This window comes from Acidovorax sp. 1608163, assembly GCF_003669015.1.
Taxonomy (GTDB): domain Bacteria; phylum Pseudomonadota; class Gammaproteobacteria; order Burkholderiales; family Burkholderiaceae_C; genus Acidovorax.
Map to the genome: position 1 here is coordinate 1,905,448 of NZ_CP033069.1, position 24,553 is coordinate 1,930,000.

The following is a 24,553-nucleotide window of genomic DNA, read 5'->3' on the forward strand; positions in this document are numbered from 1 at the left end:
GGGGTTTTGCTGGAGGCTGTATTCGCCAGCGTTGAAGGTTGTAAGGCCGGTGCATGATGCCCCGGCCTTTTTTCTGTGCGATGGGTTGAATGGGACGTTACCCGGGTGCCGGTCCGGTCGCTTGGCGAAAGGGCGTTCGCTCTTGCAGTGACTCCAGGTATTCGCCAATGCCTTCGCCCTCACGCTCCAAAAAGCGCTCGACTGCATCGGCAAAGGCGGGGTGCGCCAACCAGTGGGCGCTGTGGGTTTGCACCGGCAGCAAGGCCCGGGCCATTTTGTGCTCGCCCTGGGCACCGCCTTCAAAGCGGTACGCGCCCTGCTCAATGCACCACTGCAAGGGCTGGTAGTAGCAGGCCTCAAAGTGCAGGCAGTCCACGCGCTCCAGTGCGCCCCAATAGCGGCCATAGGCCACAAGTTCTTGGTCATTTTTGCCGCTGGCGCTTGATTCATAAGCGCTGATAGCTATCAAACTGCTAGCAATAGGGGCGCCGTCTCGCTCGGCGATGAACAACAACCAAGCGTCGGGCAGGTGCTGTGCCATCTCGGCAAAGAAGGCGCGGCTGAGGTAGGGCGGGTTGCCATGCTCTAGGTAGGTGCGCTCGTAGCAGCGGTAGAAAAAATCCCAATCTGCCTGGCTGATGGCGCGGCCTTGCGAGCTGCGGAACTGCACGCCCGCATCGGCCACACGGCGGCGCTCTTGCCGGATTTTTTTGCGCTTGTCTTGGCTGAGGTGGGCCAAGAAGTCATCAAAACTGGTGAAGGGACTGTGGGAGGGTGGCAATGTGGTGCCTGGGCCTGATGCATTTGCGGGCTCAGGGCGTGCGTTCTGCCAGTGGAATTGCACGGTGTGGCGCAGCATCAGGCCTTGTTCAGCGCAGGCTGCGGTGTCTTGTTCGCTGGCAAACAGCACATGCAGGGATGAGATGCCTTCGTCCACGCACCATTGCCGGGCTGCTTGCACCAGCAGCGTCAGGGCGGCATCGTCGCGCGCCAGCAAGCGGCTTCCGGGTACAGGCGTGAAGGGCACGGCCACCACGGCCTTGGGGTAGTAAGGCACGCCGTGCTGCTCGTAGGCATTGGCCCAGGCCCAGTCAAACACGTACTCGCCGTACGAGTGGTCTTTCAGGTACAGCGGGCAGGCGGCCATCAGCACGTCGTTGTCCCACAGCGAGATGAAGCGCGGCGTCCAGCCCGTGCGCGGGGTGGCGCTGCCGCTGCGCTCCAGGGCCGAAAGGTACTCGTGGCGCATGAACGGCGTGGCATGGGTTTGCTGGGCCAGCAGCGCATTCCAGGGCTCTGCGGGCAGGTCGAGCACGCTGGGGTGTACGCGGGCGATAATGTGCGACTCAGCCACGGCGTGCCTTGGGGGAGCAGGGACCCAAACAGGGTGCTTGCCTCTGCTTTACAGGGCCTGCGTGGGCGTTGTCCAACCAGGCCTGCGGGGCCTTCTTCAGTTCCATGACGCTCTCCATTTGCACTGCACAGCTCAATTTTGTGGTGGGCGATATGCCCGGCAATGCGCAAAAAATCATTGCCGCCGCGCGCGAGGCCCATGCCCAGGGGGCGCAGTTGTTGTTGACCCCCGAGCTGGCGGTGTGTGGCTATGCCGCAGAAGACTTGTTTCTACGGCCTGCCTTTTTGGCAGCTTGTGATGATGCCGTGAAAACCGTGGCCCGCGAGACCGCAGGGTTACGGGGCTTGGTCATCGTGCTGGGCCATCCGCAAGCCGTGGCAGCGGGCGCCCCGGCCTTCAGCCCTTGCCACAACGCGGCCAGCGTGCTGCGCCATGGGCAGGTCGAGCAAACCTATTTCAAGCGCGAGCTGCCCAACTACCAGGTGTTTGATGAGCGCCGCTACTTTGTGGCGGAGCAAACGCCTTGCGTGGTGGAGGTGGCCGGCGTGCGCGTAGGGGTGCTGATCTGCGAGGACGCTTGGTTTCCTGCGGCGGCACGCGATGCCGCAGCGGCCGGAGCGCAGTTGCTGGCGGTGATCAACGCATCGCCTTTTCATCTGGGCAAAAGCGCCGAGCGCGAGCAGACCATGCGCGAGCGCGTGGCCGAAACGGGCCTGCCCCTCATCTACGCGCACCTGGTCGGTGGGCAGGATGAGGTGGTGTTTGAGGGGCGCTCGTTCGCCCTCAATGCCAACGGCGCGGTGGCGGGCCGGGCCCCGGGTTTTAAAGAAAATCTGTTTGTAGCGCGCACCCAATCAGCGCAAGGCGCTATTGAATTGGTAGCGGATGTGGCCCCAGTGCCCAGCGCTGAGGCCGATCTGTGGGATGCCCTGGTCTTGGGCGTGCGTGACTATGTGGGCAAAAACCGCTTTCCGGGGGCTTTGCTCGGCTTGTCGGGCGGCATTGATTCCGCGCTGGTGCTGGCCATTGCCGTGGACGCGCTGGGCGCTGACAAGGTGCGTGCGGTGATGATGCCGTCGCCCTACACGGCCGACATCAGCTGGATTGACGCCCGCGACATGGCCGAACGGTTGAACGTGCGTTACGACGAAATTTCGATCAAGCCCCAATTTGAAGCCTTCAAGGCAGCGCTGGCCACCGAGTTTGCGGGCTTGCCTGAAGACACGACCGAAGAGAACCTGCAGGCGCGCATTCGCGGCACCTTGCTCATGGCGCTGTCCAACAAGTTTGGTGCCGTGGTGCTGACCACGGGCAACAAGAGCGAGATGGCCACGGGCTACTGCACGCTGTACGGCGACATGGCCGGGGGCTTTGCCGTCATCAAGGATCTGGCCAAGACGCGGGTGTTTGACCTGGCGCGTTGGCGCAACGCCAACGACCCGTATGGAACGGGCGCCAACCCCATCCCCGATCGCATCATCACCCGCCCACCCAGTGCCGAGCTGCGTCCCGACCAGAAAGACCAGGACAGCTTGCCGCCCTATGAGGTGCTGGACGCCATCGTGGCCCGGTACATGGAGAATGACGAGCCCATCGAGTCCATCATCGCCGCTGGTTTTGCCCGCGCTGATGTCGAGCGCGTCACCCGCCTCATCAAGCTCAACGAGTACAAGCGCCGCCAGGCCCCTGTAGGGGTTCGCGTCACGCGCCGCAGCTTTGGCAAAGACTGGCGTTACCCTATCACCAGCCAGTTCAGGGCCTGACGGGCTCTGTCTGGTTCGTTTTTCAATCCCCAGGCCCAAAGCCTTTTTGACATTCCCAGGAGACCCACCCATGAAAATGATCACCGCAGTTATCAAGCCGTTCAAGCTGGAAGAAGTCCGCGAGGCCCTGGCCGAATGCGGCGTGACGGGCTTGACGGTGACCGAAGTCAAAGGTTTTGGCCGTCAAAAAGGACACACCGAGCTGTACCGCGGTGCCGAGTATGTCGTCGACTTCTTGCCCAAGGTGAAGGTGGAAGTGGCTGTGAAGACCGAAGATGTGGACCGCTGCGTGGACGCCATCGTGAATGTGGCCCGCACAGGCAAGATCGGTGACGGCAAGATCTTCGTCACGCCCGTGGAACGCGTGGTGCGCATTCGCACGGGGGATCTGGACGACTCCGCGATTTGATGCACTGGCCCTCTCTGCTGCTGCAGAGGGGGTGCTCAGCGGAGCCTGCTCAATGGCAGAGCCCTCCGTGCGGCGTGCTTTGCCCTAGGGCGCTGCTCAACAAGCTCAGATGACCGAGCGCAGCGGGGTGGGGGCCTGGTCGGGTCCCGATGCCTGCACGAGATTGCACAGCAGGGGCTCTGCCGATGTGTCGGCCTGCAGCAGTGCCATCTGCCAGTCCCCCATAAAGCCACTGGCCACGCTGGTGCGCAAAAAGGCCAGCAAACCGTCGTAGTAGCCCGCCACGTTCAGCAGGCCCAGGGGCTTGCCGTGGTAGCCGAGCTGGCGCCAGGTCCACACCTCAAACAGCTCTTCAAACGTGCCAATGCCGCCTGGCAGCGCGACAAAGGCATCACTGCGTTCGGCCATCATGGCCTTGCGCTCGTGCATGGTTTGCACAATGTGCAGTTCATCGCATTCGCGGTTGGCCAGTTCCTTGTCCACCAAGGCTTGCGGGATGACCCCGACCACACGGCCCCCTGCCAGGCGTGTGGCCTCGGCCACCACCCCCATGAGTCCGCCGCGCCCGCCGCCATAGACCAGCTGCCCTCCATGCTCGCCAATCCATTGCCCTACGGCTTGGGCGGCTTGGGCAAATGCGGGGTTCTCGCCGGGGCGGGAGCCGCAATACACACAAATGGAAAAAGCGGGGCTAGCCATGGAAGAACCTTTGAAAGAGGGCTGCGGCCCAGATGCCGCCACAGAGCAAGAGCGCCAACAGCACCGCAGCGCTGCCCATGTCCTTGGCGCGTTTGGACAAATCGTGCCACTCGGGGCCAATGCGGTCGATGGCTGTTTCAATGCCTGTGTTGAGCAACTCCACAATCATCACAATGATGACCGACCCCGCCAGCAGGGCTACCTCTACCCATGACTTGCCCAGCCAGCAGGCCACTGGCAGCAGCACAATGGCCGCGAGGGCTTCCTGGCGGAAGGCTGTTTCCTGCCAACCGGCCTTCAGGCCTTCGATGGAATAGCCTGCGGCGTGCCATACCCGGTTCAGGCCCGTGCGGCTTTTTTGGAGGTTGGCGGGGTTGGAGGAGTGGGGTGGCGTGGATGGCATGCGCAGGGATGTGTTAACCAGGCGCGCATGGATGCGCGCAGCTGGGTTTTTATTTTTTAGCTTGGACAAAATGCACCAGACGGGTGCCTGCCAATGCATCGTGCCAGAACTGCTGGGTGGGATGGAATCGGCTCAAAATGGCCCATACGGCCACCCAGCCTGCCAGTAGCACCAGCACTTCCAGCACCGGAATGCCGGTGGAGTAAGCCGCCAACGGAGGCAAAAACCACACCCAGCAGAGCACGTACCGCAGCAGGGCGCGTGTTTGCGTGATGGCTTGGCCAGAGGGGCTTACCACGCGGATGTGCCAGGTTTTTTGCGCCAGCGTTTGCCCTTTGGCCCAGAACCATGCGAAGTAGATCCCAAACACGATGAACAGAAAGCCCATGCGCAGGTAGCGATTGTCCAGTGCATGGCGAGATTGGCTGAGCGTATCAAACAGATACGACGCAATGAATACAACACCAAACATCAAGATGCCCTCGTACAGCCAGCAGGCCATGCGCCGCTTCAGGCTGGGGGCTTGCTGTGAGGCGGAGGCGAACGGAGACGAAGGCTGGGGCACAGTGAAATCAGGACGGGCGGACATGCCGCAAGCGTATCACTGCGGTTGGTAGCCCAGATCTTCGGGGCGAGCGGGCGCGGTGGCAGGCTCTGGTGCACTGGATGTGGGGGCCAGCGGTGGCAGGGACGAGCCCGTTGCCGAAGGAATGGTGACGGGATTTGTCTCCACGACCACCGGTGCTGAAGGGCTTGAAGCGGCATCCGAGGGCGTCGCAACGGCTGCAGGTGTAACCATGGGGCGGGGTGTGTGAGGGTCCACCGGCGTAATTTTGGGCGGGTTGGCGCGTGCCGGGCCTGCCTGTGTTGCGGCTGGAACCTTGGCCAGCTTTTGCGGGGCCACCGGCCGCAAGGCGGTGGCCGCACCTGCGGGTTTGGCGGGCGCGTCGGCCGCCAATAGCCGTTTTTCTTCTTCGCTCAGGGCCTGGTAGGCCTCCCACTGTGCCCGCTTTTCGCTGGGGTCTAGGCGTTGCGCATCGGCGTAGTTCAATCGCGCCTGGCTGCGCTGGCGCCCACTCAAATTGGCCCACTCGGTCATCCGGTTGTGGAGTTTGTCCTGCTCTTCGGCCGGAAGGGCTGCAAAGGTTTGGGACAGAGCCAGCCAGCGGCGTTTTTGACTCTCGCTCAGTACAGCCCAGCGCTCTGCCAACGGGTAGAGGGCCAATTTTTGCGGTGTGGTCAGGGTTTCCCAACCTGGTCCGGAGGCAATTTCAGCAAGCGTATCCGGGGTGCGGTCCGCGTTTGCCATGTTCGCCGGGCGTGCATTGATGGGCTTGGGATTGGGGGCGGGCAGCAGCGTACTGGGCGCCATCAGCACATATTGCGCCACTGGAAAGCTGCCTGCCGCCACGGCGCCCAAAAGCACCAAAGCCAGCACGATGGCTGGCATGTTGGTGGGCGCAACGGTCTTGTCTGTGTGCATGCAGGGCGCGTAGTGTGGGGTATCCGGCAGGGTCAGTTGCGCGCGGTGGCCGAGGTTTTGAGGAATTGCATGAACCCAGGATCGGTATAGGCCTCTGGCGGCAAGTCATCCGTCAAAAGGGCTGCATCCACTTCGGCCACTTCATTCAGGCCATTTTCATCTTGCGCGATGTTGATGGCGAAAAGTCCAATCACCAGTGCCATCAGAGGAATGGCCGACACCATGGCATTCCACCAGCCGCCGTCGCCGCCGCGACCCAAAATCGCGCTAGAGCCAGATCGCAGAACGACCGGCGCAGGCGCTGCCTTGCGGACAGGCGCAACCACCTTGCGCTTGGCCAGGGCTTGTACGCGTGCCGCGCGCAGGCGCTCGGTAATGTCGTAAGGCAAGTCATCGGTGCCCTGCGCCATTCTGGCCGCAATGCGGCGCGCAAATTGGTCTGCAGCTGCTTCGGTAGCGTGGTTTGGTGCGGTGTTCATAACTCGATTCCTTTGGCCTTCAGTGCCTTGCTCAGGGTCTGGATGGCTCTGAAGCAGTGCGTTTTCACGCTGCCTTCTGAGCAACCCATTGCGGCAGCTGTCTCTGCAACATCCATTTCTTCCCAGTAACGCATGAGGAATGCTTCCCGTTGACGTGTTGGCAATTCTTGGATCTCTGCCTCAATTTCCCGAAAGGTCTGTGCTCTGGTGGTCTCGTCTTCTGCACTTGCGGCACGCTCACCGTTGTCGGGGCCTGAGTATGCCTCCAGCAGATCAAAATCCATGCCATCTTCGCCGGGGCCTTCGAAGTCGCTCATGTTCGAAAACAGTGCGTTGCGCGTTTTTTGGCGCCGAAACCAGTCCAGGGTGCAGTTGGACAGGATGCGCTGAAAAAGCATGGGCAGCTCTGCGGCGGGCTTGTCCCCATAGTGCTCCGACAGCTTGAGCATGCTGTCCTGCACGATGTCCAGGGCCGCTTCCTCATTGCGAACGTGGTAAAGCGAGCGCTTGAAAGCGCGCTTTTCTACACTTTTGAGGAAATCGGAGAGTTCTTGTTCAGTTGCCAAGACAAATGGGCCCGGGAATGGTGCGCGATCTGCGACCAAAAGGAGGGTCTACGAAGCTGCGCAGCTTTCGATTATCGCATTTTTGATGTTTTTTTTGAAATGCATCGTGTGTATGTGTGTTGCAGTGCGATAATCCGAAAGCAATTCAAAAGGCAAACGGGTCACGGTCCGGCGCGGTAATCATCCCGCCCATGTCCTTGGCCTCAAGTTCCAAGCTGGCTTCACAAGAGCACTCGCAAGGAGCACCCAAGGTTTTTCGTCAGAGAAATTCACAAAGGTTGATCATGGAAATTTCCAAAGCAGAACTCAACGTGGCCGCTGCCGCCGCGCAAGCCTCCACCGCTGGCTCGCTGGAGTTGATGGGTTCCGAGATTCTCGTCAAATCGCTGCAAGCAGAGAATGTGCAATACATCTGGGGCTACCCCGGTGGTGCTGTTCTCTACATCTACGACGCCCTCTACAAACAAGACACCATTCAGCACGTTTTGGTGCGCCATGAGCAGGCCGCTGTGCATGCCGCTGATGGCTACGCCCGTGCCACTGGGGAAGTGGGCGTGGCGCTGGTGACTTCGGGTCCTGGTTTGACGAATGCCGTGACTGGCATTGCCACGGCGTACATGGACAGCATCCCCATGGTCATCATCTCTGGTCAGGTGCCCACAGCGGCGATCGGACTGGATGCCTTCCAAGAATGCGACACAGTGGGCATTACCCGCCCTATCGTCAAACACAATTTTCTGGTCAAAGATCCCCGCGATCTGGCCATGACGCTCAAAAAGGCCTTCCACATCGCACGCACAGGCCGTCCGGGGCCTGTGGTGGTGGATATCCCCAAGGACGTTTCCTTTAAGAAGGTGTCTTACACGGGCTACCCGCAGAGCGTGGAAATGCGCTCTTACAACCCTGTGCGCAAGGGCCACAGTGGTCAGATCCGCAAAGCCTTGCAACTGCTGCTGGCGGCCAAGCGCCCCTACATCTACACAGGCGGCGGTGTGCTTTTGGGCAACGCCACCAACGAGTTGCGCACGCTGGTGGACATGCTGGGTTACCCCGTCACCAACACGCTGATGGGCCTGGGCGCCTATCCTGCTTCAGACCGCAAATTCCTGGGCATGCTGGGCATGCACGGCACCATCGAAGCCAACAACGCCATGCAGAACTGCGATGTGTTGCTGGCGGTGGGGGCGCGCTTTGATGACCGAGTGATCGGCAATCCCAAGCACTTCGCCCAGAACGACCGCAAGATCATCCACATCGATATCGACCCCTCCAGCATCTCCAAGCGCGTGAAGGTGGATGTGCCCATCGTGGGCGATGTGAAGGATGTGCTGACCGAGTTGATCTCCATGATCCGCGAGAGCAGCACGCGTCCCGACGCAGGTGCCCTGTCTGCATGGTGGGACACGATCGAGGCCTGGCGCAGCCGCAACTGCCTCAAGTACGACATGGGCTCGCCCGAGGTGATCAAGCCGCAGTACGTGGTGGAAACGCTCTGGAACATGACCAAGGATGCGGATGCCTACGTCACGTCCGATGTGGGGCAGCACCAGATGTGGGCGGCGCAGTACTACCGGTTTGACGAGCCGCGCCGCTGGATCAACTCCGGCGGCCTGGGCACCATGGGTGTGGGCATTCCTTACGCTATGGGCATCAAGCTGGCCAAGCCGGATTCCGAGGTGTTCTGCATCACGGGTGAAGGCTCGGTGCAGATGAACATCCAAGAGTTGTCTACCTGCCTGCAGTACAACACGCCGATCAAGATCTGCGCGTTGAACAATCGGTACCTGGGCATGGTGCGCCAGTGGCAAGAGATCGAATACTCGGGCCGCTACAGCCACAGCTACATGGATGCGCTGCCTAACTTTGTGAAACTGGCAGAGGCCTATGGTCACGTGGGCTTGCTCATCGAGCGCCCTCAGGATGTGGAGCCAGCCTTGCGCGAAGCCCGCAGGCTCAAGGACCGCACGGTGTTCCTGGACTTCCGTACCGATCCCACGGAGAACGTGTTCCCCATGGTGCAAGCCGGCAAGGGCATTACCGAAATGTTGCTGGGGTCGGAAGACCTTTAAGCCAAATCGGCCTCCAGCGCTTATTTGACAAGCGCTAGCAGCTATCTAATGGATAGCATTTCTTGACGAATCTATTGCCTGCCAAGTCTGCGCATTACCGTGCGCAGGGGAGGGCAGCGAAAAGAGGAATCCATCACCATGAAACACATCATTGCCGTTTTGCTGGAAAACGAACCCGGTGCGCTGTCGCGCGTCGTGGGTCTTTTCTCTGCCCGTGGCTACAACATTGAATCCCTCACCGTGGCGCCCACAGAGGATCCATCGCTTTCGCGCATGACGATCCAGACCACGGGTTCCGACGATGTGATCGAGCAGATCACCAAGCACCTGAACCGCCTCATCGAAGTGGTCAAGGTGGTCGATCTCACCGAAGGCGCCTACACCGAGCGCGAGCTCATGATGGTGAAGGTGCGTGCGGTGGGCAAGGAGCGCGAGGAGATGAAGCGCATGGCCGACATTTTCCGTGGCCGCATCATTGATGTGACCGAGAAAAGCTACACCATCGAGCTGACGGGCGACCAGTCCAAGAACGATGCGTTCCTGCAGGCCATCGACCGCACCGCCATTCTCGAAACCGTCCGCACTGGTGCCAGTGGCATTGGCCGCGGCGAGCGCATTCTGCGCGTGTGACGGATTGGCTTTCGACCGGTTTGCGTCGTGGGGTAGCGTGCCGTGCCAAAGCACTGTCTGCGACTCCCCGCCTAGCCAGTCGGCCGAATTCAAATCCGATGTAAGACAATCGACTGTTTAGTTTTCAACCCCTACAACGTATTTCAACCGGAGCGACCCATGAAAGTTTTCTACGACAAAGACACCGACCTGAGCCTGATCAAGGGCAAGACTGTGGCCATCATTGGTTACGGCTCGCAAGGTCATGCCCATGCACAAAACCTGAACGACAGCGGCGTGAAGGTCGTAGTCGGCCTGCGCAAGGGCGGTGCCTCGTGGGACAAGGTTGGCAAGGCCGGCCTGAACGTGCTGGAAGTCAACGACGCGGTGAAGGCGGCCGACGTGGTCATGATCTTGCTGCCCGATGAGGACATCGCAGCTGTGTACAAGAACAACGTCGAACCCAACATCAAGCAAGGTGCCTCGCTGGCCTTTGCCCACGGTTTCAACGTGCACTACAACCAAGTTGTGCCCCGTGCCGACCTGGACGTGTGGATGGTTGCCCCCAAGGCCCCAGGCCACACTGTGCGCAACACTTACACCCAAGGCGGCGGCGTGCCCCACCTAGTCGCAGTGCACCAAGACAAGTCCGGCAAGGCCCGTGACCTGGCCTTGAGCTACGCTGCTGCCAACGGCGGTGGCAAGGCTGGCATCATCGAGACCAACTTCAAGGAAGAAACCGAGACCGACCTGTTCGGCGAACAAGCCGTGCTGTGCGGTGGTGCGGTGGAGCTGATCAAGATGGGTTACGAAACCCTGGTCGAAGCTGGCTACGCCCCTGAAATGGCCTACTTCGAGTGCCTGCACGAGCTGAAGCTCATCGTGGATCTGATCTACGAAGGCGGCATTGCCAACATGAACTACTCGATCTCGAACAACGCCGAATACGGCGAGTACGTGACCGGTCCTGAAGTGATCAACGAGCAATCGCGCGCCGCTATGCGCAATGCGCTCAAGCGCATCCAGAATGGCGACTACGCCAAGATGTTCATCCAGGAAGGCCGACTGAACTATCCATCGATGACAGCCCGCCGTCGCAACACGGCCGACCACAGCATCGAAAAGGTGGGCGGTCAACTGCGCGCCATGATGCCCTGGATTGCCAAGAACAAGCTGGTCGACCAGACCCGCAACTGATTCTTCCGGTGTGAAGCATCCAAAGGCCACTTCGGTGGCCTTTTTCATTGGCTCCATCGGCAGGGTTGGCAGAGGCTACACTGCCTCTTTCGTCTGGCTGGCGGAGTGGTCTGGCGATGGGTGTGGCGCTTCCGCGTCCTTGGATTGATTTGCTATAAATATAATAGCTGTTTGCGCTTGCCTATAAAGCGCTGGAGGTCTGTTTGATGCATGATGGCAATAAGCCCAGCGACAACGCCGGTGTCATGGTTCGCAAGCGTCGCAAGGGCATTTACATCCTGCCCAATCTGTTCACGCTGGCGGCGTTGTTCGGTGGCTTTTATTCCATCGTTATGGCGATGAATGGACGCTTCGATATGGCTGCCGTGGGTGTTTTTTGTGCGATGGTGCTGGACAGCCTGGATGGGCGGGTCGCTCGGATGACCAACACCCAGAGCGCGTTTGGCGAGCAGATGGACTCGCTGTCTGACATGGTGTCGTTTGGTGCCGCACCGGCTTTGATTGCCTATGAGTGGTCGCTGCAAGGCCTGGGACGTTGGGGTTGGATTGCAGCGTTTGTGTACTGCGCCTGCGCCGCGCTGCGTTTGGCGCGCTTCAACGTGAACACCGGCGTGGTGGACAAGCGCTATTTTCAGGGGCTGCCTTCACCCGCTGCGGCGGCCTTGGTGGCTGGCTTTATCTGGCTGATGACCGAGTTGGGCGTGCATCCAGGCGAAGATGCATGGCTGAGTTGGTCGCAGATCACCTGGGTGATGTTTGCGTTCACCCTGTACTCAGGCCTCACCATGGTGACCAATGTGCCGTTTTACAGCTTCAAAGATATCCAGATGAAAAAGAGCGTGCCCTTTGCCGCCATCGTGTTGATTGCGCTGGGTATTGCCATCATCAACATCCACCCACCAATTGTGCTGTTTGGCGTGTTTGTGTTGTACGGCGTGAGTGGCTATGGCGTCTACGCATGGCGCAAAGCCAAAGGGCAGCACAGCAGTGTGATCAGCACCTCTACCGATGAGCCGGACGAGCGTGGACTTCACAAGTGAAAGTGTCCGTGGTTGTGGACTTGTGCTACATTGCAACGCATGAATATGTTCGCTCTGGCTCTACTGCTACCTCCCCACGGGCGGAGACAGTAGGCGCACGCGCACACTTTTCCACAAAGGCCCGTATGCAACCGCAGCGGGCCTTTTTCATTGGGCGACAGTTTTTGAGCGTTGCGGGCTAACCCCACCAGTACCAGGAGAAACGACATGGCAGACAAACTCATCATTTTTGACACCACCTTGCGCGATGGCGAGCAATCCCCCGGCGCGTCCATGACCAAGGACGAGAAGCTGCGCATTGCGCGCCAGCTGGAGCGCCTGAAGGTGGATGTGATCGAAGCCGGATTTGCTGCCAGCTCCAACGGCGACTTTGAGGCGGTGCAGGCGATTGCCAATGCCATCAAGGACTCCACGATTTGCTCGTTGTCGCGTGCCAACGACCGCGACATCGCGCGCGCTGCAGAGGCGCTCAAAGGGGCCAACTCCGCTCGCATTCACACCTTCATCGCAACGTCTCCATTGCACATGGAGAAGAAGCTGCGCATGACACCCGAGCAAGTGCTGGAACAGGCCAAGCAGTCTGTGCGATTCGCACGCAACCTGGTGGCCGACATTGAATTCAGCCCCGAAGACGGCTATCGCAGCGAACCCGACTTTTTGTGCCGTGTGCTGGAGGCCGTGATTGCCGAGGGCGCCACCACCATCAATGTCCCGGACACCGTGGGTTATGCCATTCCAGAGTTGTACGGTAACTTCATCAAGACGTTGCGTGAACGCATCCCGAACAGCGACAAAGCCGTCTGGTCGGTGCATTGCCACAACGACTTGGGCATGGCAGTGGCCAACTCGCTGGCCGGTGTGAAGATTGGCGGTGCGCGCCAAGTGGAGTGCACGATCAATGGCCTGGGTGAGCGCGCAGGCAACTGCTCGCTGGAAGAAGTGGTCATGGCGATCAAGACGCGCCGCGACTATTTCAACCTGGATCTTGGCATTGACACCCAGCACATTGTGGCGGCCAGCCGCATGGTGAGCCAAACCACGGGTTTTGTGGTGCAGCCCAACAAGGCTGTGGTGGGCGCGAATGCCTTTGCGCACGCATCGGGCATTCACCAGGATGGCGTGCTCAAGGCCCGTGACACCTACGAAATCATGCGCGCGGAAGATGTGGGCTGGAGTGCCAACAAAATTGTGCTGGGCAAGCTCAGCGGCCGCAATGCATTCAAGCAGCGGCTTCAAGAGCTGGGCGTGAGTCTGGACAGTGAGACAGAAATCAACACGGCCTTCACCCGCTTCAAGGAGCTTGCCGATCGCAAGAGCGAGATTTTTGACGAGGACATTCTGGCCCTGGTGAGCGATGAAAGCGTAACCAGCGAGCGCGAGCAGTACGGGTTTGTGTCACTGTTCCAGCAAAGCGAGACGGGTGAACAGCCCAGGGCGCGTGTCGTTTTCACTGTCGACGGCACCGAAGTGCATGGCGAGTCGGTTGGCAATGGCCCTGTGGACGCCTCGTTGAAAGCCATTGAGTCCCACGTCAAGAGTGGTGCGGAGATGGTGCTGTACTCGGTCAATGCCATCAGTGGATCGACAGAGAGCCAAGGCGAAGTGACGGTGCGATTGCAGAACAGCGGCCGGGTTGTGAATGGGGTGGGGGCGGACCCGGACATCGTGGTGGCTTCCGCCAAGGCGTACCTGAGCGCTCTGAACAAGTTACAAAGTAAAGCGGACAGGGTGGCGGCGCAGGGTTGAGTAAGCAATTTATAATTCAACCAATTTCATTAAAAGTCGTGCAAGGTATTGATCTTGCGCGACTTTTTTTGATTCTGTACACTGCAACACATTTACTAACGTTTGGAGCACTTGGATGCACCATCGCCTTCGCACCGCAGTGAGCCGGGCTCTCTCTGTAATCAGCCTTGTTGTCATCAGTTCTGCGTTGGTGGCTCCGGCAGCCGATGCCGCTGAGCGCAAGCGTGTGACCGTCAAAAAAGCGGCACCTTCCGCGACGGCTGCTACCAAAAAGACGGCAGACACTCGCCGTGTTGCGGCCGTGTCGCGCACTGCCGACCGCCCCGCCAAGGGGCGAACCCGCGTTGCTGCGCAGGCTTCCGAGCGTTCTTCCAAGGTGCAGGCCGCATCGCGCGCCGCTATCGTGCCTGCCAAGTTGTCGTTTGGCCAAATGGCCGGACTGCACGAGGTCTCCGATCCTCTGGACCTCAAGTCCAGCGTGGCTTTGGTGATTGATCAGGACACCCATGAGGTCCTGATCAGCAAAAATGACCATGCCGTGTTGCCCATTGCCTCGCTGACCAAGCTGATGACAGGCTTGATCATCAGCCAGGCGCACCTGCCCATGGATGAGCCCATCACCATCACGCAAGATGATGTGGACACTGAAAAGGGCAGCCGCTCCCGTCTGAGCGTTGGCACCACGCTGACCCGTGGCGAGATGATGCATCTGGCCTTGATGTCTAGCGAGAACCGCGCTGCACATGCCTTAGGGCGCACCTACCCTGGTGGACTGAGTGCCTTTGTGGGCCTGATGAATGCCAAGGCGCGCGCTATTGGCATGGCCGATACGCGTTACGTTGAGCCTACGGGGCTGTCCAGCCAAAACCAATCCAGTGCCCGTGATTTGGCCACCTTGGTCAATGTCGCCCATGGCGACCCTATGCTGCGCGAACTTTCCACATCACCCAGCTACGAAGTGGCGGTGGGGCGCAAGACGCTTCAGTACAACAACACCAATGGTCTGGTGAAAAATCCCACATGGGATATCGGGCTGCAGAAGACGGGTTATATCTCTGAAGCTGGGCGCTGCCTGGTTATGCAAGCCGAAATTGCGGGTCGCAAGTTGATCATGGTGTTTTTGGATTCTGCGGGTAAGTTCAGCCGCCTGGGTGACGCAGAGCGTGTGAGGCACTGGGTGGAGTCCGCTTCATCGTTTGGTGGCAGCGGCTCTAAAGTCGTGGCGAAGGGTGGGCACGGCTGAGCGTCGCGAGGTGGGGAGTCTTCCCCGACTTGGGATTCATTGAGTTGAGCCTGTGCGCTGAGAGCGGCAGGCTCAATTCATTTGTTATCGACCATTTTTGCTATGCATTCCTTGCCACTGCGCACCGAGGCCCATGGATGTGGGTTGCGCGCTCAGCCTTTGGTGCGGACGATGGTCTGTTGTGGTGTTGCCAGTGATTGGCTGCGCTCTGGTGAGTAGCCCAGAGCCAACGAGATTTCTTGGGCCGTCGATTGAAGTTTGGCGAGCCAGCCCTCATCCAGCCGGTCTGCGGGGGCGGAGATCGAGAGCCCTGCCACCAGCTTGCCTTGGTCATCGTAGACCCCAGCGGCCATGCATCTCACCCCCAGTTCCAGTTCCTCATTGTCCCGGGCAATCCCATATTGGCGCGCCTTCGCGAGTTCTCTCTCAAGGATGGGCAACTGGGTAATGCTGTTGCGGGTGTGGCCTGCCAGACCTGTGCGGGTGGCGTAGGCTCGTACACGCTGTGGGTCTTCCAGTGCAAGGAACAGTTTGCCGGTAGATGTCAGATGCAGAGGGGCTCTGCCGCCAATGGCCCGGACCACCTGCATACCTGAGCGCTCGCTGTAGGCGCGCTCGATATAAACAATCTCGTCGCCCTGCCGCATGCTCAGGTTCACGGGCTGCTGGATCAGTTTGTGCAAGTTGCGCATGGGCGCCAACGCCGCATCGCGCACACTCAACCGGGCTTTGACCAGGTTACCGAGCTCTAGCAGGCGCATGCCCAACCGGTAGCTGCCAGACTCTGGTCTGTCTACAAACCTGCCGATGGTCAGGTCATTCAGGATGCGATGGGTGGTGGATGGGTGCAACCCTGTCTTCTCGCTGATCTCTTTAAGAGAAATCGCGTCCTCTCGTGAGGCCAGGACATCAATCAACGTGAACATGCGTTCGAGCACCTGAACGCTGGGCTTTGCTGGGACGTCGGGGTCTGATTTTTTCATGGGCGGTAATGCAGCATATGCCGTGGCATCTTACCTTGTGAAATGCGAAGCGAAGGCCCTGTTTGGCTGGGCATTTGTTGGCAATTTCTCAAGGGGCACACTGCAGTCTTTGCGGCATGGGGCAAAGTGCGACGTGCAGTGAATACACGGCGAATAGCTTGGGCTGAAATGGCGCATGGGCTTCAAACCTGGGGGCTCCTAAGGCTTGAACGGGCAGGCGCTCCAAAGAGGCATTCCACCCGTTCCTGCCGATTGCGTTTCAGCGAGGCCGCCCATAGGCTTCAGAGGCTGCCTGTGCGTTGCCAGCCTTGGTCTTCCAGGGTTTCGTGGGGCATGAAGCGAGCTTTGTAGTTCATTTTTTGGCTTTGCTCGATCCAATACCCGAGATACACGTAGGGCAAGTGGAGTGCCCGGGCTTGCTCTATTTGCCACAAGACGTTGTAGGTGCCGTAGCTGCAGTTGGGCTCTGGCTCATAAAACGTGTAAACGGCAGAGATTCCGTCGTCTAGCACGTCCAGTATGGACACCATTTTGAGGGCCCCTGGATTGCCATCCGGCATGGGTTCTCTGAACTCTACGAGGCGGGAGTTCACCCTGCTTTGCAGCAGGAATTGGGTGTATTGGTCAATATTGTCCTGGTCCATGCCGCCACCCGCATGTCTTCCTTTTTGGTAGCGTTGGTACAGCTGGTAGTGCTCTGGCACAAAGCAAAGCCGAAGCACTTGGGCCTGAAGCGCGATATGGCGAGCGTGAGCACGTTTTTGGCTTCTGTCGGGCTTGAACTCTGCTGCCAAAACCCGCAGGGGCTTGCATGCATGGCAGCCATCGCAATACGGTCGATAGGTGAACATACCGCTGCGCCGAAACCCTTTGGCTACCAAGTCGGAGTACAGCGTGTTCTGAATCAGGTGGCTGGGGGTTGCGACCTGAGAGCGTGCCAGTCGATCTGGGAGATAGCTGCAAGGGTAGGGTGCTGTCGCGTAGTACTGCAGGGCTTGCAGTGGGAGTTCGTTCAGGTGCGTCATGCCGGGATGGTCAGTTGGGCAACAACTGTGACCAGTATACGGACTTGAACCCCCATGGGATCTCTGGCTGTCTGTGCAGCTTTTGAATGCCCGTAAGGAACAGGTCTCGGGGCATCTCCTTGGCACCAAGCGATGCCAGGTGGCGGGTGTTTTGCTGGCAGTCAATCCACGGAATTCCATGCTCGCGCGCAATGCAGACCAGTGCCGCCAGCGCAATTTTTGAGGCATCGGTGGCATAGGCAAACATTGACTCTCCAAACACAGCCTTGCCCAAGGCGATGCAATAAAGGCCGCCCACCAGTTTTCCGTCGATCCAGGTTTCTACACTGTGGGCGATGCCTTCGTTGTGGAGTTGTTCGTACGCTTGCACCATGGATGGCAAGATCCATGTGCCGCTTTGGCCGGTGCGTTCGCGGGTGGCGCAGGCATGGATGACGGAGGAGAAGGCGCTATCGACTCGAATGGAGCAGTGGGGGGCATCGCGAAATTTGCGCAATGTCTTGCGCAGAGAGGGGTGCAGTTTGAAGTCGCTTGTATTCAAAACCATGCGTGGGTCGGGAGCCCACCAGAGAATCGGCTGCCCTTCGCTGAACCAGGGGAAGGTGCCTTGCGCATAGGCCTTGCGAAGGGTGGATGTGTTCAGTGCACCGCCCGCCGCGAGTAGTCCGGGGGCTGGGGTGCCCATTCCCCATGCGCAATCCGGAGTGGGCATGGGATCATTGGGTTCGAGCCAGGGTAGGTGTGATTCCATCGGGCGAAGGGGGTTTGTGCGGGAGTGCGGGAAGTATTGCCAGATGATCGAAGAATAATGGAACGCGTGCAGTAGCGATGGGGCAAAAAAAAACCCTGCACCGTGGGGTGCAGGGTTTATATTGGCTCCTCGACCTGGGCTCGAACCAGGGACCTACGGATTAACAGTCCGGCGCTCTACCGACTGAGCTATCGAGGAATAATCGGTATGTATTGCTTTACTTAGATGTGTAAAGCATTTGAATTCTTGGCTCCTCGACCTGGGCTCGAACCAGGGACCTACGGATTAACAGTCCGGCGCTCTACCGACTGAGCTATCGAGGAACAAGACTTAGATTATATACACAAAATTATGCCGATCTCAAGAGATTGGGCATTTCGTGAAAAACAAGGCTCAGGGCTCAGGCCTTCTCCACAGCCAAACGAGTACGAGCACCATGCATGTGATGGCTGTGGCCGCAGCCCAGCGTGCTGTGTGGCTGAGTAGCAGGATCACGGTGCTGGATGACATCACTGCGGTCGCAGCCCATTTGGCGTGGCGGCTTACACAACCTCCATTAGCCCAGTTGCGCAGCATAGGGCCAAACAGGCGGTGATTCCACAGCCACCGATACAGGCGCGGCGAACTTTTGCCTGCGGCCCAGGCCGCCATCAAAATGAACACCGTAGTGGGCAAGCCGGGAATAAAGATACCCAGAATGCCCAGCCCCAAATTGGCCAAAGCAAAAAGCAGAAGTAGCCACCGGGCGACGAGAGGCAAGGGCCTTGGTTGGACCGGAACTGCTTCGCTTTTTCTTTGAGGCTCCATTGGCGCATTGTGCATGCCTGCACAGCACGGTCTGCGTTGACACACCGCTCCTGCTCAAGGCCCTTGGTCACAGGCCGCGGTTGTGATGCTTTCGTGCGAGTTGAGTCGCTGTGAGGGGGCTAAACCTTGTCCAGCGCCTGCACCAGGTCCGCCTGCAGGTCGTCGATGTGCTCGATGCCCACCGACAGGCGCACCATGCTCTCGCTCACGCCCGCCTTGGCCAGCTCTTCGGGATTGAGCTGGCGGTGCGTGGTCGATGCGGGGTGTGTGGCCAGCGACTTGGCATCGCCGATGTTGACCAGGCGGGTGAAGAGCTGCAGCGCGTCCAGGAAGCGCGCACCGGCCGCCCGCGGGTCGGCGTCGGTGCTCTTGAGCCCGAAGCTCAGGATGCCGGATGCCTTGCCGCCCGACTGCCGCTGCACCAGCGCGTGGTCCGGGTGGTCCGGCAGGCCGGCGTAGCGCACCCATTCCACCTTGAAGTGGCTTTGCAGGTACTTCGCCAGTGCCAGCGTGTTGTCGCAGATGCGGTCCATGCGCAGGGCCAGGGTCTCGATGCCTTGCAGGATCAAAAACGCACTCTGTGGCGACAGCGCCGCGCCGGTATTGCGCAGCGGCACCACGCGCGCGCGGCCGATGAAGGCGGCGGGGCCCAGGGCCTCGGTGTAGACCACGCCGTGGTAGCTCACGTCGGGCTCGTTCAGGCGCGGGAAGCGGGCCTTGTGTTCGGCCCATGGGAACTTGCCGCTGTCCACGATGGCGCCGCCCACGCTGTTGCCGTGGCCGCCCAGGTACTTGGTGAGCGAGTGCACCACGATGTCGGCGCCGTGCTCGATGGGGCGCAGCAGGTAGGGGCTGGGCACCGTGTTGTCCACGATCAAGGGAATGCCGTGCGCATGGGCCACATCGGCCAGCGCGCGGATGTCGGTCACGTTGCCCAGCGGGTTGCCGATGGACTCGATGAAGATCGCCTTGGTGCGCGCGTCGATGTGCTGTGCAAAGCTGGCCGGGTCGCGCGGGTCGGCAAAGCGGGTGGTGATGCCCTGCTGGGGCAGCGTGTGCGCAAACAGGTTGTAGGTGCCGCCGTAGAGCGTGCTGGCCGACACGATGTTGTCGCCCGCCTCGGCAATGGTCTGGATGGCGTAGGTGATGGCCGCCATGCCCGAGGCCACGGCCAGCGCCGCAATGCCGCCTTCGAGCGCCGCGACGCGCTTTTCCAGCACGTCGGTCGTCGGGTTCATGATGCGGGTGTAGATGTTGCCCGGCACCTTCAAATCGAACAGGTCCGCGCCGTGCTGCGCGCTGTCGAAGGCGTAGGCCACCGTCTGGTAGATGGGAACGGCCACGGCCTTGGTGGTGGGGTCGGGCGAGTAGCCTGCGTGGACGGCAAGGGTTTCGATCTTCATGCGGAGGGGTCTCCCGTTGGATGGAATGAGAACGCTGACACGGGCGCCTGCGGCACGGTGTGTACGCAGGCGGCAGCTGCCATTCTTGCACCGGGACGGTGCGCATGGGTCGAATCGTTGGCTATGAGCTTATGCGCTCGGCGCAGGCTGCATGCAGGCCCAATGCGGGGTCGATGCAGGACGGCCGCAGGCGCATTACGGCCTGCGAATGTTGAATGAAAAATGCCTGTACCGCTTGATGGACAAGCGCCAGCAGCTACTATTTCGATAGCGAATTGCCCGTGGGCCGCGCGCGGTAGAACTGCAGCGGCACGGCCAGCGCCTCGGTCTCCTTGGCGTGCTGGTTCAGCACCGACTTCTTCATCTTGCCCACCACGTGCATCTCGCACGGCTTGCAGTCAAAGCGCAGGGTGAGCTTTTCCTTGCCGTTGATCAGCATCAACGGCTCGGCCTTGATGGTGCCCTGCACGCCCGTCACGCCCTTGGCCTGCTTGGGGCACAGGCTCATCGAAAAGCGCACGCAGTGCTTGGTGATCATCAGGCTGACTTCGCCTTCTTCCTCGTGCGCCTCATACGCCGCATCGATCACCTTCACGCCGTGGCGCACGTAGAAGTCGTGCGCCTTCTGGTTGAAAACGTTGCCCAGGAACGAGAGCGTGTCTTCGGGGTAGGGCACGGGCGGCTCCACCGGCACCGCACGTTGCAGGCGCGCAAAGTTGCGGGCGCGGCAGTCTTCCAGGTCGGCCAGCGCGTCGCGGCGCAGCGCGTTGAGGACGGAGGCGGGCACGAACCAGGGCTCGGACAGTTGCAGCGCAATGTCGTGTACCGCAAAGATGGTGGCGCCGAAGCGGCCCAGCTGCTCGCGCAGGCTGGCTTCGGCCTTGGCAGCGTCGGTGGCGCTCTGGTGGGGTTGCTCTACGTCAGCGCAGCCCACGTTGCCGTCTTCGTCGGTCAGCATCAGGCTGAAGCCGGCCGGCGTTTCGCTCAGGTGCGCCCACAGGCCGATGCGGCGGTCGCTGGATTTTTTCTCGAGCGTGCGCACCCAGTCCATGTCGCGGTTGCGGTTGACCTCGGTGCCCTTGCGCAGGTCCTTGAAGCCGTCCATCGGGTCCTTAGGATACACGCGCCACTGGCCCACGCTGCGCGCTGACACGGGCTCGGCCACGTTGATGGCCATGCCCACCAGCTCCTTGTGCAGGTCGTAGTAGCACAGGCCGTCGCCGTTGTGCAGCACGGTGGCCGGGTCGCTCACTTCCAGCTCGACGAAGTCCGGGCCCACCTTGGTCACCCAGCCGATGGCCTGGCCCGGGTTCTTGGGGGTGTCGAAGGCGCCGATGTCTTCCTTGCGGCCGGTCACGAAGTAGTCGGTGAACTCGCGGTTGAAGTTCTGCAGCGGGTCGGGCGTGAAGGTGAAGGTGGTGGCGCCGCTGGACGATCGCGACAGTGGCCGGCCCGCGCTCTCGCGCTCTTCCAGAATCTCGTCGATCAGTGTGCGGTAGTGGGCAGTGATGTTCTTCACGTAGCCCATGTCCTTGTAGCGCCCCTCGATCTTGAAGCTGCGCACGCCGGCGTCGATGAGCGCGCGCAGGTTGTCGCTCTGGTTGTTGTCCTTCATGGAGAGCACGTGCTTGTCGTGCGCAATGAAGCGGCCCTGCGCGTCGGTCACCTGATAGGGCAGGCGGCAGGCCTGGCTGCAGTCACCCCGGTTGGCGCTGCGGCCGGTCTGCGCATGGCTGATGTTGCACTGGCCGCTGTAGGCCACGCACAGCGCGCCGTGGATGAAGAACTCGATGTTGGCCCGCCCCGGCGCATCCACCGGCCCCAGCGCCTTGTGCACGGCGGCGATCTGCTGCACCGTGAGCTCGCGCGCCAGCACGATCTGCGACAGGCCCGCGTCCTGCAGGAAGCGCGCCTTCTCGGGCGTGCGGATGTCCGTCTGGGTGCTGGCGTGCAGCTGGATGGGCGGCATGTCGGCAAGCGCCAGCAGGCCCATGTCCTGGATGATGAGCGCATCGGCTCCGGCCTCGTACACCTGCCAGGCCATGCGGCGCGCGGCTTCGAGTTCGTCGTCGCGCAAGATGGTGTTCAGGGTGATGAAGATGCGGCTATTGAACCGGTGCGCGTGCTTCACGAGGCGCTCGATGTCCCGGATGTCGTTGCCCGCGCCGGCCCGTGCGCCGAAGGCGGGGCCGCCGATGTAGACGGCATCGGCGCCGTGGTTGATGGCTTCGATGCCGATGTCGGCGTCGCGCGCGGGCGACAGCAGTTCAAGCTGGTGGGGCAGGAGGGACATAGGTAGCGATTATCCCAGGGAGTGTCTGAGGAGACTCAATGCCCTTTTGCATGCCCTTGGGTCGCCTCTACTATCAGGCACTTTAATGGTGCAGGAATGCTGCGTTAGCGTGGCCTCAACTTGGGCTGTATGAATACAGCGGCTGTTATGCTCGGCGCGCTGTGCGCCCCAAACCAGTGCGTTCGGCTGTTTCACTGACTCTGGAGATTCTCACTGTGTCGCGCTCTTCTCTGCCTCTTTTCTCCCTCTCCGCCCTGGCTGCTGTTGCTGTGGGCTCGTTGATTTCTGCGGGGGCTATGGCCCAGGATGTGCAGGTGGTCAAGATTGCCCATGCGGGGCCCGTCTCTGGTGGCATTGCCCACATTGGCAAAGACACAGAAAACGGTGTTCGTCTTGCGATTGATGATTTGAATGCCCAAAACCTCGTGATTGGTGGCAAGAAGATCAAGTTCGAGATTGCTGCCGAGGACGATGCAGGGGACCCGCGTCAAGCTACCGCCGTGGCTCAAAAGCTGTGTGATCAGCGTGTAGCCGGTGTGGTCGGTCATCTGCAGTCAGGAACGTCCATTCCAGCCTCGGCCATTTATGCCAAGTGCGACTTGCCCCACATCACGGCCTCTGCGTCAAACCCCGATCTGACGAAGCCTGGGCACAAGACCACCTTCCGTCTGATTGCCAATGACAATGCGCTGGGTGCCGCCTTGGGATTGTTTGGTGCAGACCATTTGAAAATCAAATCAGTGGTGATCATTGATGACCGCACGGCCTATGGCCAAGGTGTCGCTTCGGTTTTCAAGGCCACGGCGCTGCAAAAGGGGCTGAAAGTTGTGAGCGAAGAGTTCACAAACGACAAGGCGACGGATTTCATGGCCATCTTGACGTCCATTAAGAACAAGAAGCCTGATGCCATTTTTTATGGAGGGCTGGATGCCCAAGCTGGGCCCATGTTGCGTCAGATGGAGCAGTTGGGTCTTGGGGACGTAAAGTTCTTTGGTGGTGACGCACTGTGCACCGAAAAGCTGCCAGAGTTGTCGGGCAAGACCCCTGCGCTCAAGAACGTGACTTGCGCCACGGGTGGGGCTTCGATTGGAAAGATGCAGGGTGGCGCCGAGTGGAAGAAGCGTTATGACGCTAAGTTCCCTGACCAGTTCCAGATATACAGCCCTTACGCGTATGACGCAGCCATGGTGTTGGCGGATGCCATGAAGCGCGCTAACTCGGTGGACCCCAAAGTGTTTGTCCCGCTGATTTCCAAGGCAGAGTACAAGGGCGTCACTGCGAACATTGCTTTCACAGCCAAGGGCGAGTTGACTACCCCTGCTGTGACGCTTTACACATACAAAGATGGAAGTCGCGTTGCTCTTAACTGATTGAAGTACATTCCGCTACGAACGACCGCCTCGGCGGTCGTTTCTGTTTCTGGTCACTATTGGCGGAGGTCCCTGAAGCGATGCTTGTTTTCTTGTAGTCGGTGGCTGCCGCCGGATGAGCAACGGTTTGGGTGAAGATGTGGGATGCAGAGGATTGATGTTTTGTCCAAAAACCTTCGTCTGCTTGATTTGTGCTCTAAAACGGTGCTATGATAGAGGGCTTCGCTACTGAGACGGTTTAGATTGTTAAGGTGGCGAAGGGGATTGCAGAAAGTTAGGTTTTTGTTGTCGGCGGGTTAAAAACTGTTGTACAATCAAAGGCTGCGCTAAATGCGGTGGTTGTTCTGAAAAGGGTAATTGCTGCAAACTGCAAAGACCCTCAAGTTTGACAGGACTTTAAAACTTGTGCTAGAATTCAAGGCTCAGCTGATTGCAGCTAAGTCGGGAAAATAAAGAAAACTTCGGTTGCTTTGTGATCCGGTTCATTAAAAATATACAGCCGATAAGCGTGGGCGTTTGATGGCGAGTGCCAAGTTCTTTGGAACTAGTGCTTAGCACTACAAACGCTCATGAGAATAGAAGTGAAGTTCACTTCAATTCCGTTTTTATGAGTTAAGTCGAAAGACTTTAAATTTATCAAGATCGAACTGTAGAGTTTGATCCTGGCTCAGATTGAACGCTGGCGGCATGCCTTACACATGCAAGTCGAACGGTAACAGGTCTTCGGATGCTGACGAGTGGCGAACGGGTGAGTAATACATCGGAACGTGCCCGATCGTGGGGGATAACGAAGCGAAAGCTTTGCTAATACCGCATAAGATCTAAGGATGAAAGCAGGGGACCGCAAGGCCTTGCGCGAAC

The 24,553-nt window shown here is 59.7% G+C and carries 22 protein-coding genes, 2 tRNA genes and 1 rRNA gene (1 of these 25 cut by a window edge); 10 read left to right on the forward strand and 15 right to left on the reverse strand.

Features of this window, described 5'->3' with window-relative positions:
• Window positions 1-97: 97 nt before the first annotated feature.
• Complete coding sequence (locus tag EAG14_RS08610) at window positions 98-1,354, reverse strand: GNAT family N-acetyltransferase (protein ID WP_121728601.1); 1,257 nt, start codon at window positions 1,352-1,354, stop codon at window positions 98-100.
• Window positions 1,355-1,458: 104 nt separating this feature from the next.
• Between EAG14_RS08610 and EAG14_RS08615 the strand changes: the two genes are divergently transcribed.
• Window positions 1,459-3,117, forward strand: coding sequence for an NAD+ synthase (locus EAG14_RS08615; RefSeq protein WP_121730378.1), 1,659 nt, complete (start codon window positions 1,459-1,461; stop codon window positions 3,115-3,117).
• Between the two features lie 70 nt (window positions 3,118-3,187).
• Entirely contained in the window at window positions 3,188-3,526 is a 339-nt protein-coding gene (locus EAG14_RS08620) for a P-II family nitrogen regulator (protein ID WP_099655750.1), read from the forward strand.
• A gap of 105 nt (window positions 3,527-3,631) precedes the next feature.
• On the opposite strand, the gene EAG14_RS08625 is transcribed toward EAG14_RS08620, so the two are convergent.
• From EAG14_RS08625 to EAG14_RS08650, 6 genes are read right to left on the reverse strand one after another with little or no spacing between them, the layout of a single operon-like run.
• Window positions 3,632-4,225 carry a TIGR00730 family Rossman fold protein gene (locus EAG14_RS08625; protein WP_121728602.1) on the reverse strand — a complete coding sequence of 198 codons (594 nt, stop codon included), beginning with the start codon at window positions 4,223-4,225 and terminating at the stop codon, window positions 3,632-3,634.
• On the reverse strand, window positions 4,218-4,628 hold the full coding sequence (locus tag EAG14_RS08630) for a diacylglycerol kinase (protein ID WP_099655748.1): 411 nt from the start codon (window positions 4,626-4,628) through the stop codon (window positions 4,218-4,220). The genes EAG14_RS08625 and EAG14_RS08630 overlap by 8 nt, the downstream gene beginning before the upstream one ends.
• 49 nt (window positions 4,629-4,677) lie before the next feature.
• The gene (locus EAG14_RS08635) at window positions 4,678-5,217 is read right to left on the reverse strand and encodes an RDD family protein (protein ID WP_099741377.1); all 540 of its coding nucleotides are present in this window, start codon (window positions 5,215-5,217) and stop codon (window positions 4,678-4,680) included.
• 12 nt (window positions 5,218-5,229) lie between these two features.
• On the reverse strand, window positions 5,230-6,111 hold the full coding sequence (locus EAG14_RS08640; RefSeq protein WP_121728603.1) for a DUF3106 domain-containing protein: 882 nt from the start codon (window positions 6,109-6,111) through the stop codon (window positions 5,230-5,232).
• Window positions 6,112-6,143: 32 nt separating this feature from the next.
• Window positions 6,144-6,590, reverse strand: coding sequence for a DUF3619 family protein (locus EAG14_RS08645; RefSeq protein WP_099741375.1), 447 nt, complete (start codon window positions 6,588-6,590; stop codon window positions 6,144-6,146).
• Window positions 6,587-7,156: an RNA polymerase sigma factor gene (locus EAG14_RS08650; RefSeq protein WP_121728604.1), complete on the reverse strand. Its 570-nt coding sequence runs from the start codon at window positions 7,154-7,156 to the stop codon at window positions 6,587-6,589. The genes EAG14_RS08645 and EAG14_RS08650 overlap by 4 nt, the downstream gene beginning before the upstream one ends.
• A gap of 284 nt (window positions 7,157-7,440) precedes the next feature.
• On the opposite strand from EAG14_RS08650, the gene EAG14_RS08655 reads away from it, so the two are divergent.
• The 6 genes from EAG14_RS08655 (at window position 7,441) to EAG14_RS08680 (ending at window position 15,060) form a co-directional block, all read left to right on the forward strand.
• Window positions 7,441-9,225 carry an acetolactate synthase 3 catalytic subunit gene (locus EAG14_RS08655; RefSeq protein ID WP_121730379.1) on the forward strand — a complete coding sequence of 595 codons (1,785 nt, stop codon included), beginning with the start codon at window positions 7,441-7,443 and terminating at the stop codon, window positions 9,223-9,225.
• 138 nt (window positions 9,226-9,363) lie between these two features.
• On the forward strand, window positions 9,364-9,855 hold the full coding sequence (ilvN, locus tag EAG14_RS08660) for an acetolactate synthase small subunit (RefSeq protein ID WP_007857867.1): 492 nt from the start codon (window positions 9,364-9,366) through the stop codon (window positions 9,853-9,855).
• Between the two features lie 159 nt (window positions 9,856-10,014).
• On the forward strand, window positions 10,015-11,031 hold the full coding sequence (gene ilvC, locus EAG14_RS08665; protein WP_056067358.1) for a ketol-acid reductoisomerase: 1,017 nt from the start codon (window positions 10,015-10,017) through the stop codon (window positions 11,029-11,031).
• Window positions 11,032-11,237: 206 nt separating this feature from the next.
• Window positions 11,238-12,071, forward strand: coding sequence for a CDP-diacylglycerol--serine O-phosphatidyltransferase (pssA, locus tag EAG14_RS08670; protein ID WP_099655743.1), 834 nt, complete (start codon window positions 11,238-11,240; stop codon window positions 12,069-12,071).
• Between the two features lie 207 nt (window positions 12,072-12,278).
• Entirely contained in the window at window positions 12,279-13,817 is a 1,539-nt protein-coding gene (locus EAG14_RS08675) for a 2-isopropylmalate synthase (RefSeq protein WP_099741373.1), read from the forward strand.
• 115 nt (window positions 13,818-13,932) lie between these two features.
• Window positions 13,933-15,060: a serine hydrolase gene (locus EAG14_RS08680; RefSeq protein WP_121728605.1), complete on the forward strand. Its 1,128-nt coding sequence runs from the start codon at window positions 13,933-13,935 to the stop codon at window positions 15,058-15,060.
• 152 nt (window positions 15,061-15,212) lie between these two features.
• Here the strand turns inward: EAG14_RS08680 and EAG14_RS08685 are convergent, their stop codons facing one another.
• The 8 genes from EAG14_RS08685 to EAG14_RS08720 all read right to left on the reverse strand — a co-directional run bounded on the left by EAG14_RS08685 (window position 15,213) and on the right by EAG14_RS08720 (window position 22,322).
• On the reverse strand, window positions 15,213-16,043 hold the full coding sequence (locus tag EAG14_RS08685) for an IclR family transcriptional regulator (protein ID WP_121728606.1): 831 nt from the start codon (window positions 16,041-16,043) through the stop codon (window positions 15,213-15,215).
• Window positions 16,044-16,324: 281 nt separating this feature from the next.
• Window positions 16,325-17,068 carry an arginyltransferase gene (locus EAG14_RS08690; RefSeq protein WP_099655739.1) on the reverse strand — a complete coding sequence of 248 codons (744 nt, stop codon included), beginning with the start codon at window positions 17,066-17,068 and terminating at the stop codon, window positions 16,325-16,327.
• Between the two features lie 10 nt (window positions 17,069-17,078).
• Window positions 17,079-17,819 (reverse strand): leucyl/phenylalanyl-tRNA--protein transferase, encoded by a 741-nt coding sequence (gene aat, locus EAG14_RS08695; protein WP_121728607.1) that lies wholly within the window; start codon window positions 17,817-17,819, stop codon window positions 17,079-17,081.
• 122 nt (window positions 17,820-17,941) lie between these two features.
• Window positions 17,942-18,017: transfer RNA gene (locus EAG14_RS08700), tRNA-Asn, on the reverse strand.
• A gap of 49 nt (window positions 18,018-18,066) precedes the next feature.
• Window positions 18,067-18,142 (reverse strand) — tRNA-Asn (locus EAG14_RS08705).
• Between the two features lie 70 nt (window positions 18,143-18,212).
• Window positions 18,213-18,626 carry a YbaN family protein gene (locus tag EAG14_RS08710; RefSeq protein ID WP_121728608.1) on the reverse strand — a complete coding sequence of 138 codons (414 nt, stop codon included), beginning with the start codon at window positions 18,624-18,626 and terminating at the stop codon, window positions 18,213-18,215.
• Window positions 18,627-18,745: 119 nt separating this feature from the next.
• Entirely contained in the window at window positions 18,746-20,029 is a 1,284-nt protein-coding gene (locus tag EAG14_RS08715) for an O-acetylhomoserine aminocarboxypropyltransferase/cysteine synthase family protein (protein WP_121728609.1), read from the reverse strand.
• Between the two features lie 259 nt (window positions 20,030-20,288).
• Window positions 20,289-22,322 (reverse strand): U32 family peptidase, encoded by a 2,034-nt coding sequence (locus tag EAG14_RS08720; RefSeq protein ID WP_121728610.1) that lies wholly within the window; start codon window positions 22,320-22,322, stop codon window positions 20,289-20,291.
• A 296-nt stretch (window positions 22,323-22,618) separates the two neighbouring features.
• Between EAG14_RS08720 and EAG14_RS08725 the strand changes: the two genes are divergently transcribed.
• A complete protein-coding gene (locus EAG14_RS08725; RefSeq protein ID WP_162995944.1) occupies window positions 22,619-23,692 on the forward strand; it encodes a branched-chain amino acid ABC transporter substrate-binding protein in 1,074 nt (357 codons plus the stop codon).
• Window positions 23,693-24,336: 644 nt separating this feature from the next.
• A 16S ribosomal RNA gene (locus EAG14_RS08730) occupies window positions 24,337-24,553 on the forward strand (it continues 1,312 nt past the right edge of the window).